We start from the raw sequence: 12721 nt of genomic DNA, 5'->3' as shown, positions 1-12721 counted from the left end.
CTGTTACGTGAAGAGGTAACCGGAGGTTTACCATGAAATCAAACCACTACACACATTCTCTTTATTATAAACTGCTGATCGGCTATCTCATCTTCGGTCTGCTTGGATTCATCACGATCGCGACCATCTCATCTGAGATGACCTACCACCATCTGGTGGAACGCGAATCGGAGGTTCTGTATGACGAGGCGACCATGATTGCCGATCGGTGCAGCAAAGCCTACGAGGGCAAAACCATCAATCTCGACTCGGCATACCCACAGCTCGAGGCGGTTTCCGCCTATCTGCAATCGGATATCTGGATCCTGAACCATGAGGGCACCATCGTTGCGGACAGCAGCGACAGTCGTACCGGCATCGCAATCGACGATTTCGACCCGACCGCACAGGGCAACCGACTCTATTCCATCGGACAGTATTACAACCTGTTTGACAGCAAAGTACTCTCCGTTTCCGCCCCGATCACAGGCAATATGAAGACCTACGGCTACATCGTGATTCATATGCCAATCCAGAACATTGAGGCGGAACAGAACGGATTTCTGAATATTATTTACATAACATCGATCATCCTGTTCTTCCTATCCCTGGTGGTGCTTCTTGTTTTTACAAAAGTGGTCTATTTCCCGCTCAAAAAGATTACGGTCGCAGCCAATGAATATGCAGCCGGAAACCTGGCACACAATATCCCGATTACCACCCACGACGAGATCGGCTATCTCGCCAGCACATTAAACTATATGTCCAGCGAGTTAAATGAAATGGAACAGTACCAGCACAATTTCATCGCGAACGTATCGCACGATTTCCGCTCGCCTCTGACTTCCATCAAAGGCTATCTCGAGGCAATTCTCGACGGCACAATCCCGCAGGAACTCTATCACAAATACCTGCACATCGTCATTTCCGAGACCGAGCGCCTTAACAAGCTGACACAGGGCATGCTGACGCTCAACTCTCTGGACAGCAAGGGCTATTTAACCCGAACCAATTTCGATATCAACCGGACGATCAAGGATACCGCCGCAACCTTCGAGGGCACGTGTAGCGCAAAAGGCATCACGTTTGACCTGACCTTTGCGGATAGCATCCAGATGGTCTACGCCGATCTCGGAAAAATCCAGCAGGTTCTCTACAACCTGATCGACAACGCGATCAAATTCAGCCACGAGGATTCGATCATTTACATCCAGACCTCCATCCGGTATGAAAAAATCTTCATTTCCGTCAAAGACACCGGCATCGGCATCCCGAAGGACAGCCAGAAGAAAATCTTTGAACGTTTCTACAAGACCGACTTATCGCGCGGAAAAGATAAAAAGGGCACCGGGCTGGGGCTTGCGATTGTCAAAGAGATTATTCAGGCACATGGGGAAAATATCGACGTTGTCAGCACCGAGGGCGTGGGGACGGAATTTATTTTCAGTCTGCCGAAGGCGACGGCGCTATAGCAAATTGAAACTGTCCAATCCCTTCGCAATTACAGCAAATCTTCCATCTGGCATCCCAGTGACCGTGCAAGCGCACGCACGGTTTCTGCGGATGCTTTTTGAATCTTCTTTTTTCCCTGTTCATACTGCTGAATACTCCGCAGCGTAACCCCCGATTGCTCTGAAAGATCCTTTTGGGTATATCCCGCCATCTTCCGGATCCGCCGCAACGCGTTTTTCCCCTGCTCTTTTCTTCGAATGATTCTGTCTGCCGCCTCAACAAATTTATCCTCCGGAGCTTCATGAAGTGCCGGATACATTTCCACAACCTCCCGGACCGGAAGCCCTGCTTCAATTTCCTTAAATTTCTTCTCACTGTACCACTGATAATACGCCAGTATCCAGCCACTCCAATACTCTCTGGAACAGGTAAATTCTACCTGCGGTTCCGGCAGTTCGTCCTTTTTTCCCGCTTTTCGAAGCACTTCCTCCGCAAGCTCCGTTCCAGAAAAGCCGCTCACTACTCTTGGTACACCTTCCCCAAATTTTTCTGCATACCCGGTTGTAAGAAACAATTTCCAAAAATCTTCCAGATCCATCCCACAGGCATTGACCGCATAATCTGTCATTTCCCCCAGATTTCTCATCGCATCATCCAGATATTCAATCCCATAAGCGCTCATCCTCAGCCGACACCTCCCCTCGAATCAAATCCCGCATATAAATACCGTCGATATCATCCTCTTCCACCTTTTTCCGGTATGCATTTCTAGCTTGCTCATCCCTGGCTCTTCGTTTTACATAATATTCCACTGAATCTACTCCTTCATAAGAAAGAAAGTGTATCGCCTGAAATGCCTTCTGACTCTTTAATACATACTGCTCTCCCAATTTTCCCAGCCGCATCGCATACGAAAGCTGCTCTAACGATATTTCATTATTTACAAACGCCCTTGCAAATGAAAAATACGAATCATCCGCCCGGTACCCAATCACCACATCATATCCGTCCACATCCGGGAGGAAATGTTCCAGCAGCCACTCTCTTCCCCGTTTCATGACCGCCGAAGAAAGGCGGATTTTCCGGTATTTCATCAAAATCGCCAGCCAATGAAGAACGCTGTAGTGCTTCTCCATCAAATTTAAAATCAAAAGACCGGTTTCATCCATTTCATACTGATTCACATAGCCGTCCTCCCGCTCGGCGCACGACCACTCCTTCGCCAGCTCCAGACTCTCCGTACAATAAAAGCCCTGTCCGTAGTCATTATAGACCTTTCCCTGACCATACATAGGAGTAGAAATAATTTCCAAGGAACCGTGATATAAAATTTTTCTCATTCTGAGGAACCTCCTTATCTATTATGGGAGCAAGTAGAAACATGTGGTATATAAAAAATAGATTCGTTTTAATGAAAATAACTCTATAGAGATATTTTTATTAATATTATATCTCTATAGAGTTATTTAATCAATTTTTATTTCAGATCTTAAAAAGATATGCCACCTTACAGTACGCACCTTACACAAACTGTAACTGTCCTTTCACGATGTTTCGAATTACACCTACCGCGCCTCTTCCCCCGGAAAATGCGCGTCGGACCGCTTCAGAATCTCCCGAGCAGTCTTTGTCTTACCCAGACCGCCAAAGGTACAACGCAGTTCCAGCGGCAGCGACAGACCGATCTCATAGATTGCGCCTATTGTCTCATCCAGCGGGATCACCTTGTCGTAGCCTGCCAGAATCATATTGGCGCTGGCGAGCGCATTGCTTCCTCCCATGATATTTTTGCCGAGACATGGCCATTCAACACGGTTTCCAACCGGATCGCAGGCAAGCCCTGTGATATTCTGAAGCCCTACAGACGCCGCATCCAGAGATTGCCGGTTTATTCTGTTTTCATCTTGACAATGAAACGTGAAACTGCTACAATCCAGCTATACAAACCACATTTGATTTGTGATAAATCTATTTTTAGTATATATGTTTTATTTCATTCATAAATATTCAGGAGGTTTTGATATGTTATTTCTCAGCGAACAAGAAATGTGGCAGTCCGTCACCTTAGAGGATGTCATGGACGCAATCGAAGATGCGTATGCGATTCACAAAAGCGGCAATTATAAGATGCCGGATCGTTTTATCGCACAGCGTGATAAAAATATGATGCTCTATATGCCGTGTTTTCTGGATTCCGTCATCGGTACAAAGATGTTATCCGAATTTCCGGACAATCCCTCTCTGGGAATTCCGTATCTGAACGGACTTATGATTTTAAATGACGCAACGACCGGTCTACCGAAGGCGATTATGAACGGCAGTGCCCTGACCGCAATGCGGACCGGCGCGGTCGGCGGTGTCGCACTGCGCTATCTGGCTCCAGAGGATGCTGCCTCAGTTGGTCTGGTTGGCTGCGGTATGCAGGGACTACACCAGCTTCTCTACGCCTGCGAGGTGCGCCCGATCACAGATATTTATCTGTATGACGCATACGCTAAGGATCTTTCCGGCTTTATCGAGCGCTTATCGGCGCGTCTGGCATCGTTTGGAAAAAACGCCATCCAGATTCATACCTGCGCGGATACCCGTGAACTGGCTGAGCACAGCCGCGTCCTGATCTCCGCCACCCAGGCGGTCGATCCGCTCTACCCGGATGATGAAGAGCTGCTTCGCGGCAAATGCTTTGTTGCCATCGGCTCCTGGCGTCCGGAACGGCGCGAACTGCCGGATGCGGTGTGGAAACTCGTCAAGAACGCGTACACCGAGCTTCCGTATGCCTGCGAGGAGAGCGGCGATCTGAAAATTCCGCTGGAAAAGGGCGTTCTGACACAGGAGCGCGTCCACTTTATCGAGGATCTGATCGAAGATACCAAGCAGGGACATCCGCATGAGCAGAACGAGACCCGCTGCTTTAAATCCGTCGGCATGGGACTCTTTGATGTGCGGACGGCACAGCTTATCTATGAAAAAGCATTGGGCAAAGGAATTGGACAAAAACTTAATTTCTAGAAAAAATGGTTGGTATAGAAAAGGCTGTATCACCTACCGCGCACTTCCATGCGGCAGGCAATACAGCCTTTTTCTTATTGTTATATGTGCATTCATTTTCCAGCATTTTTCTGAATCTATAGACCGGCAAATTTTTCGCTCCATATTCTTCTCTACTTATTTATATAACGGATACTTCTCACACAGCTTCGTCACTTCCGCACGGATGTAATCAGCCTTGTTCTCAAAGTCGGTAGCTGCCAGCCAGATGCACTCTGCAATCACTTCCATGTCCTCTTCTTTCAGTCCACGGGTGGTAACAGCCGGAGTACCGATGCGGACACCAGAAGTAACAAACGGGCTTCTCGGGTCGTTCGGAACGGTGTTTTTGTTCAGGGTGATGTATACTTCATCGCAGCGGTTCTGCAGCTCTTTACCGGAAATATCCATGCCGCGCAGATCAACTAACATCAGGTGGTTATCGGTTCCGCCGGTCAGAATCTTGAATCCCTGCTTCTGAAGTGCGGCTGCCAGCGCTGCTGCATTCTTCTTTACCTGAAGCTGATACTCTTTAAATTCTGGTTTCAGCGCCTCGCCGAAGCAGACTGCCTTGCCAGCAATGATGTGCTCTAACGGACCGCCCTGGGTTCCCGGGAAGATCGCCTTGTTGAAGTTGAACTTCTCAGCTGCTTCCTTATTTGCCAGAATCAGACCACCTCTCGGTCCGCGCAGTGTCTTATGTGTGGTTGTCGTAACAACATCTGCATACGGAATCGGGCTCTGGTGAAGACCGGCTGCTACCAGACCAGCGATATGAGCCATATCGACCATCAGGTATGCGCCTACTTTGTCTGCAATTTCACGGAAACGTTTGAAATCAATCTCTCTTGCATAGGCACTTGCACCTGCAATGATCAGCTTCGGTTTTGCTTCCAGTGCAATGCGCTCTACCTCTTCGTAATCAATCACGCCATTGTCATCGACACCATACGGCACAATGTTGAAATATAAACCGGAGAAATTGACAGGGCTTCCGTGTGTCAGATGTCCGCCGTGATCCAGGTTCATGCCCATAACAGTATCACCCGGTTTCAGCATTGCGATAAATACCGCCATGTTTGCCTGCGCGCCGGAATGCGGCTGTACGTTTGCATAATCACAGCCAAACAGTTTTTTCGCTCTCTCGATCGCGATGGACTCTACAACATCGACACACTGGCATCCGCCGTAGTAACGTTTTCCCGGATATCCCTCCGCATATTTGTTGGTTAATACCGATCCCATCGCCATCATAACCGGCTCCGATACAATATTCTCCGACGCGATCAGCTCCAGGTTTCTTCTCTGACGGGCTGCCTCTGCTTCAATGGCTTCTCCCACTTCCGGGTCTGCCTCTGTAATGAACTTCATTACCTCATCTACCATGTCTGTTTCTCCTATTCTTTTCTGTCATCCATACAAAATCATCAAGTGGATTTTTCATATATAAATATAAAACCACACTTTTGTCTCTCCGGATTTTTTATTTAAAAAAGCCTTTTTCAGGTCTCATTAAATACTGTCACCAGACGCTTCTTATGCCAGCAGCGCTTCCGCCATCTGCTCCAGCGACGGAATATCGCTCTCCTTGAGCGCCCCGCGAACCGTAACGACCGGTTCAACCACCGTGATCTCCTTCATCGCATCCAGCATTCCCTTCATCGTGCGCGCTGCACTCGGCGCCCAGGAACCGTTTTCAATCAGGGCAACGGTGCGTTTCTGGTAATTCTTGCTCTGTAAGTGGTGCAGGAAATCTGCCATAACCGGCATCACACCCGCGTCATAGGACGGTGCTGCCAATACAATTTTTCCATACCGGAATGCATCTTCCAGCGCCTCCGCCATATCACCGCGCGCCAGATCCGCGATTGCCACTTTCGGGCATTCTTTTTTCTCAAGAATTTCCTTGCATTTCTTCGCCGCATCCTCGGTGTTGCCATGCAGGGACGCATATGCGATAAATACACCCTCAGACTCGACGCCGTAGCTGCTCCAAATCTGGTATTTTTCAAGCACATGACCGATCGTCTCTTTCAGAACCGGTCCATGCAGCGGGCAGATGATCTGGATCTCAAGACCGGCTTCTTTCTTAAGAAGTGCCTGCACCTGCATTCCATATTTTCCTACAATATTGAAATAATACCGTCTCGCCTCGCAGTCCCAGTCCTCATCCACATCAAGCGCACCGAACTTGCCGAAACCGTCGGCGCTGAACAGCACCTTGTCGCAGGAATCATAGCTTACCATAACCTCCGGCCAGTGTACCATCGGTGCCATGACGAACGTCAGCTCATGGCGCCCCAGTTTCAGGGTATCGCCCTCCTTGACCGTCAGCGCACGGCTGGTATCAAGATCAAAGTACAGTTTCAGCATCGGAAATGTCTTCGCATTGCCTACCAGTGTGATTTCCGGGTACCGTTCTACGACTGCCTGGATACTTGATGCATGATCCGGCTCCATGTGGCTGATTACCAGATAATCCGGGGTTCTTCCAGCCAGTGCGGTTTCCAGATTTCCCAGAAATTCCGTCTGTTTGCGCTTGTCTACCGTATCCATGATCGCGATCTTTTCATCCATAATCACGTATGAGTTATATGAAATACCATTTGGCACCTGATACTGCCCCTCAAACAAGTCAATGTCATGGTCGTTTACACCGATGTAGCGAATATCTTCTGTGATCATTTCCTGCTTCCTCCTGTTCTTTTCGCAGCTGCTCCATCTCTTTACAGCTGCCTCTTTTTGTTCTCACAGGCATCCCGCATCCTGCTGTCAGCCTGCCTTATGATTTCATCCGTTACCTCTGACTCTGAATCAGTCTTTCTCCTCAATCGCCATAATCATATCCACGCGTCTCTGATGGCGTCCGCCCTCAAATTCTGCGTTGATCCACTCGTCAACGATCATCTTCGCAAGCTCACTTCCTACCACGCGGGCGCCGAAGCAGAGTACATTGGCATCGTTGTGGCGGCGGGACATCACCGCTGTGTACGGCTCGCTGCATACGCAGGCGCGCACGCCTTTTACCTTGTTAGCTGCCAGTGAAATACCAAGACCGGTACCGCAGATTGCGATACCCAGATCGGCTTCGCCGGAAACAACTGCACGACCTACCTTCTCTCCATAAACTGGATAATCACAGCTCTCGCTGCTGTCTGTACCCAGATTTAACACTTCGATTCCTTTTTCTTTCAGGAAATCCACAATAATGTTCTTCAGTTCTACCGCCGAATGGTCATTTCCAATCGCAATTTTCATCTCATCTTCTCCTCATCTGACTGACTTCCGGAACAAATGATATAGTCCGGTCATTATGAAATCATTTTAGTAAAGTTGCCGGGCAATGTCAAGACTGTGAAAATCTCAGAAATACATAAAAAGAGCGCAGAGGAAGCTCTTTCGCACTTCTCCGCGCCCTATTGTTTCTTCTATATAATAGTTATAAATCCGCCGTAAGACGTTTTCCGCTTACGCGCTATGGACAGCCGAAGCCGTCAGCTTGCCATCCGAAAGCCCGATCTCTATCGTATCGCCCGCACGGACGCCGTCCGCCAGAATCAGCTTCGCTGCCAGTGTCTCAACGTTCTTCTGCAGGTACCGTTTCAGCGGTCTTGCACCGTAAACCGGATCGTAGCCATTTTCAATGATGAAATCCTTTGCCTCGTCCGTCAGGGCAATCTTTAACTCCTTATCCGCCAGACGTTTGTTGACATCTGCAATCAGAAGCTCAATGATGCCTCCGATGTTGCCTTTCGTCAGCGGCTTAAAGAGAATAATCTCATCCAGACGGTTCAGGAACTCAGGACGGAAGTGAGCTCTCAAGTCATGCATAACGGAGCTTTCCGCCTCCGGCTTGATCTGTCCCTTTTCATCGATGCCGTCCAGCAGATACTGGGAACCGATGTTGGAGGTCATAATCAGGATCGTATTCTTGAAATCGACAGTTTTGCCGGTCGAATCCGTGATACGTCCATCATCCAGAACCTGCAGCAGGACGTTAAATACATCCGGGTGCGCTTTCTCAACCTCATCGAAGAGGACAACAGAATACGGTTTGCGCCGTACTGCCTCGGTCAGCTGACCGCCCTCGTCATATCCGACATATCCTGGCGGCGCTCCGATCAGACGGGAAACGGAATGTTTCTCCATGTATTCACTCATATCGATACGAACCATGTTGTTCTCATCATCAAACAATGCCTCCGCCAGCGCTTTTGCAAGCTCTGTCTTGCCGACACCGGTCGGACCTAGGAACAGGAACGAACCGATTGGTTTCGTCGGATCCTTGATGCCCGCTTTGGAACGGATAATCGCCTCCGTTACCTTGGTAACGCCCTCATCCTGTCCGATGACACGTTTATGCAGCAGTTCGTCCATATGCAGGGTCTTGCTACGCTCGCTCTCGGTCAGTTTGGCAACCGGAATACCGGTCCACTTCGAAATAATCCGGGCAATCTCATCCTCGGTGACACTCTCATGTACCAGACTGAGATCCTGATTTTTCACTTTCTCTTCCTCTTCCGCCAACTGTTTCTGCAGTTCCGGCAGCTTGCCGTACTGGAGTTCAGCCGCTTTGTTTAGGTCATATGCCTGCTGCGCTGCCTGAATCTCGCCATTTACATGCTCAATCTCTTCACGCAGTTTGGACAGCTTATCAACGGAAGATTTTTCATTCTCCCACTGGGCTTTCTGGGTCGAAAAGCTGCTCTTGAGCTCTGCCAGTTCTTTCTGCAGTTCTGCCAGGCGATCCTGACTTAAGCGGTCAGTCTCTTTCTTAAGCGCAGCCTCTTCAATCTGCAGCTGCATGATACGTCTCGACAGTTCATCCAGCTCCGCCGGCATTGAATCCATCTCTGTCTTGATCATCGCGCACGCTTCATCAACCAGATCGATCGCCTTATCCGGAAGGAAACGATCCGTGATATAACGATCCGAGAGAATTGCCGCCGATACAAGCGCAGAGTCGGTAATCTTGACCCCGTGGTAAACCTCATATCTCTCTTTCAGACCACGCAGAATGGAAATCGTATCTTCCACGGTCGGCTCATCAACGTGAACCGGCTGGAAACGACGTTCCAGAGCTGCGTCTTTTTCGATGTATTTACGGTACTCATCCAGGGTCGTCGCACCGATACAGTGCAGTTCACCTCTCGCCAGCATAGGCTTCAGCATATTCCCGGCGTCCATCGCGCCCTCGGATTTGCCCGCGCCGACGATCGTATGCAGCTCATCGATAAACAGAATAATCTGTCCCTCGCTCTTCTTGACCTCGTCAAGCACCGCTTTCAGTCTCTCTTCGAACTCGCCGCGGTACTTCGCGCCCGCCATCAGAGCTCCCATATCCAGAGCAAACAATTTCTTGTCCTTCAAGCCCTCCGGGACATCGCCGCGCACGATACGCTGTGCCAGTCCTTCGACAACGGCTGTCTTACCGACGCCAGGTTCACCAATCAGAACTGGGTTGTTTTTCGTCTTTCTGGAGAGAATCATAACCACATTACGGATCTCACCGTCACGGCCGATGACCGGATCGAGCTTCTGATCTCTCGCACGTTCCACCAGATCGTAACCGTATTTATTTAAAGTGTCATACGTTGCCTCCGGATTATCGCTGACAACACGCTGGTTGCCGCGCACTGTCGAAAGCGCCTGCAAAAAGCTCTCTTTCGTAATGCCGTAGAGACGGAACAGTTCTTTGACCGCCTTATTCGGCTGTTTTAACATCGCCAGAAATAAGTGCTCGACGGAAACATACTCGTCCCCCATCGCCTTGGCTTCGTCCTCCGCGTTCACCAGCACCTTGTTGGCATCGTTGGAGAAATACACCTGACCGCCGGATACCTTCGGCAGCTTTCCAATCGCCTGCTGCACCTCATCACGGAACTGGTCGCCCGAGATTCCCATCTTTGTTATTAATTTAAAAATCAAGCTGTCTTCCACAGTCAAAAGACTGTACAGCAAATGTTCCTGATCAATCTGCTGGTTTCCATATTCATACGCCAGCTTTTCCGTATTTTGAACGGCTTCCAGAGACTTCTGGGTAAATTTACTGATATTCATAAACCTGCCTCCTTTCGAACAATCTGTGAAAACCTTTTGGTCTTCTTTTGTTCTAGCAGTAATATAACACTTGTTGTTAGCACTGTCAAGAGGAGAGTGCTAATTTTTTTATGAAGAATTTGTGAAAAATTTTTTTTTTAAATTTTCATGTAAGCATATCTTTCTTGCTGATTTACCTGTTTTATGTTACATTTATTATCAACAACTCGATCTGTTTTTTAACTATAAACCCTGCATTTACATGAAAGTTGAATCTAACTTATGAATCATCCATCCAACGAAAATATCCCATCAAGAAGCTTTTCTTATCATGCCTTTAACTTTACCTTTTTGCTTCTTCTGGCAGTATTTTTCATTTCCTTATACACCGTTGCACTGCTGAAAAGCAACAGCCGCATCACCCTGAGCGCCGCCGTAGAACGGAATATTTCCTGTTCGGACGCGGTTCACCGGGCGATATCGAGCCGGCTGACGCGGGCAGATTTTGAACAGATCAACACAAAATCCGATATGAACTCTGCGCAGTATCGAAGCCTGCAGTCTTATTTAAATGAGCTTCGCAGCCTCAATTCGACGCGCTACTTATACACCGCCAAGCGTGGACCGGGCGGAAAACCCATCTACCTGATCGATGGCCTGGATCTGGAAGCACCTGATTTTGCTTATCCGGGCACCTACCTGGAAGAGGAAATGGCTCCATATCTGGAAGCTGCCCTCTCCGGCAAAACGATCCACTCACAAAAGATCATTGATACCACATGGGGGCATATTTTTACCGCCTGCTATCCGGTCATTGCCTCCGACGGAACCAATGACATTCTCGGTGCCCTCTGTATCGAGATTGATATGGAAGACACTTACCGATCGATTGAGGCGATCAACCGTTCCTCCTTTGGAATCGCCGCTGCCGCGAGCATGATAGCACTTCTGCTAATTGTTATTTCCTATTTTTATACAAAAAAACAGAAGTCCAGAGAACTCACCCAGCAGCAGCTTCTGGAACAGACCGCAAAAGCAGCAGAGGCAGCCAACAAGGCGAAATCGACCTTCCTGTTCAATATGTCGCATGATATCCGGACACCGATGAATGCGATCCTCGGTTACGCAGAACTTGCCAGAAACCATCTGCAGGAACCGGAAAAAATCGGTGAATATATGGACAAGATCCATATTTCCGGTGAAAAGATGCTCTCTATCATCAACAATATTCTTCAGTTTTCACAGATTGAGAATAACCAGATACACATTGAAGAAACCTCCATCCAGACTGAGAAAAGTTTTGATTCCTGTATCGTCATGGTTCAGACTGCCCTGGAAGAAAAACAGCAGCATTTTCATGTGACTAAGGACATTTCGTACCCATATATCTACATTGACACGACGTATATGTCCGAAATTGTATTGAATATTTTGAGCAATGCGATCAAATATACCGCCAAGGGCGGGACGATCTCCTGTGCCCTCCGCCAGGAGCCTGGTGAAACGGACGGCTGGTGTATCACAGAAATCGCAATCACCGATACCGGCATCGGCATTTCCGAGGAATTCCAGTCGCATATTTTTGAATCATTTTCACGGGAGCGTTCTTCCACCGTCAGCGGCATTGAAGGCACCGGGCTTGGCATGGGAATCGTGAAAAATCTGGTGGATCTGATGCATGGAACGATCGAGGTAAAGAGCAAGCTCGGAGAAGGTTCAACGTTCACCGTCCGGATCCCATGCCGGATTTCCTCGCGGGAGGAAACAGAGCCTACCGCATTCGATGAAACAGCTGCCCAGACTCTATCCGGCTGCCGGATTCTTCTTGCGGAGGATAATGATCTGAACGCCGAAATTTCCATCGAACTTTTGACCCGCGAGGGGCTTTTGGTCGAACGGGCAAATGACGGGGTTGCCTGCCTGGAAATGCTGCAAAAAGCGCCGGAAGATTATTATGATTTGATTCTGATGGATATCCAGATGCCGATCATGGACGGCTACAAGGCAACGCGGGCGATCCGGCGGTTTTCGGATAAGAAGAAGGCTGGCATTCCGATCGTTGCGATGACAGCGAATGCATTTACAGAGGATAAAGAGCGGGCGCTGGAATCCGGAATGAATGATCATGTGGCGAAGCCGATTGATATGAAGGTGCTGATGAGTGTGCTGGAGGAGCAGATTTGTGGGCATAAAGGTTTATAAATGATGAAAAACGGCACACCGC

Annotated in this window: 10 protein-coding genes; 3 read left to right on the top strand and 7 right to left on the bottom strand. The window is 48.7% G+C overall.

From position 1 onward, the window contains the following. Nucleotides 1-32 precede the first annotated feature (32 nt). On the top strand, nucleotides 33-1451 hold the full coding sequence (locus C7U56_RS14805) for a sensor histidine kinase (protein ID WP_107001859.1): 1419 nt from the start codon (nucleotides 33-35) through the stop codon (nucleotides 1449-1451). Between the two features lie 29 nt (nucleotides 1452-1480). On the opposite strand, the gene C7U56_RS14800 is transcribed toward C7U56_RS14805, so the two are convergent. From C7U56_RS14800 to C7U56_RS14790, 3 genes are all read right to left on the bottom strand, one after another. After that, nucleotides 1481-2113 carry a helix-turn-helix domain-containing protein gene (locus C7U56_RS14800; RefSeq protein ID WP_022358806.1) on the bottom strand — a complete coding sequence of 211 codons (633 nt, stop codon included), beginning with the start codon at nucleotides 2111-2113 and terminating at the stop codon, nucleotides 1481-1483. Next, nucleotides 2094-2771, bottom strand: a complete 678-nt coding sequence (locus C7U56_RS14795) for a DUF3990 domain-containing protein (protein WP_107001858.1) — start codon at nucleotides 2769-2771, stop codon at nucleotides 2094-2096. Before C7U56_RS14795 ends, C7U56_RS14800 begins: the two co-directional genes overlap by 20 nt. Before the next feature lie 225 nt (nucleotides 2772-2996). Beyond that, nucleotides 2997-3308, bottom strand: a complete 312-nt coding sequence (locus C7U56_RS14790; RefSeq protein WP_267895355.1) for an L-serine ammonia-lyase, iron-sulfur-dependent, subunit alpha — start codon at nucleotides 3306-3308, stop codon at nucleotides 2997-2999. A 145-nt stretch (nucleotides 3309-3453) separates the two neighbouring features. Here C7U56_RS14790 and C7U56_RS14785 point away from each other — a divergent pair, with 145 nt between their 5' ends. Further along, nucleotides 3454-4440, top strand: a complete 987-nt coding sequence (locus C7U56_RS14785) for an ornithine cyclodeaminase family protein (protein ID WP_181357270.1) — start codon at nucleotides 3454-3456, stop codon at nucleotides 4438-4440. Nucleotides 4441-4596: 156 nt separating this feature from the next. On the opposite strand, the gene glyA is transcribed toward C7U56_RS14785, so the two are convergent. The 4 genes from glyA to clpB all read right to left on the bottom strand — a co-directional run bounded on the left by glyA (nucleotide 4597) and on the right by clpB (nucleotide 10518). Further along, nucleotides 4597-5844: a serine hydroxymethyltransferase gene (glyA, locus tag C7U56_RS14780; RefSeq protein WP_022358816.1), complete on the bottom strand. Its 1248-nt coding sequence runs from the start codon at nucleotides 5842-5844 to the stop codon at nucleotides 4597-4599. A 150-nt stretch (nucleotides 5845-5994) separates the two neighbouring features. Then, nucleotides 5995-7143 (bottom strand): FprA family A-type flavoprotein, encoded by a 1149-nt coding sequence (locus C7U56_RS14775; RefSeq protein ID WP_107001855.1) that lies wholly within the window; start codon nucleotides 7141-7143, stop codon nucleotides 5995-5997. Between the two features lie 129 nt (nucleotides 7144-7272). Continuing rightward, nucleotides 7273-7716 carry a ribose 5-phosphate isomerase B gene (gene rpiB, locus C7U56_RS14770; protein WP_022358818.1) on the bottom strand — a complete coding sequence of 148 codons (444 nt, stop codon included), beginning with the start codon at nucleotides 7714-7716 and terminating at the stop codon, nucleotides 7273-7275. A gap of 210 nt (nucleotides 7717-7926) precedes the next feature. Then, nucleotides 7927-10518: an ATP-dependent chaperone ClpB gene (gene clpB / locus C7U56_RS14765; RefSeq protein WP_107001854.1), complete on the bottom strand. Its 2592-nt coding sequence runs from the start codon at nucleotides 10516-10518 to the stop codon at nucleotides 7927-7929. A gap of 261 nt (nucleotides 10519-10779) precedes the next feature. On the opposite strand from clpB, the gene C7U56_RS14760 reads away from it, so the two are divergent. Beyond that, the gene (locus C7U56_RS14760) at nucleotides 10780-12699 is read left to right on the top strand and encodes a hybrid sensor histidine kinase/response regulator (RefSeq protein ID WP_107001853.1); all 1920 of its coding nucleotides are present in this window, start codon (nucleotides 10780-10782) and stop codon (nucleotides 12697-12699) included. Nucleotides 12700-12721 lie beyond the last annotated feature (22 nt).

The sequence above is a fragment of the Clostridium fessum genome, assembly GCF_003024715.1.
Lineage (GTDB): Bacteria > Bacillota > Clostridia > Lachnospirales > Lachnospiraceae > Otoolea > Otoolea fessa.
This window is presented reverse-complemented; position numbering and strand designations above follow the sequence as displayed.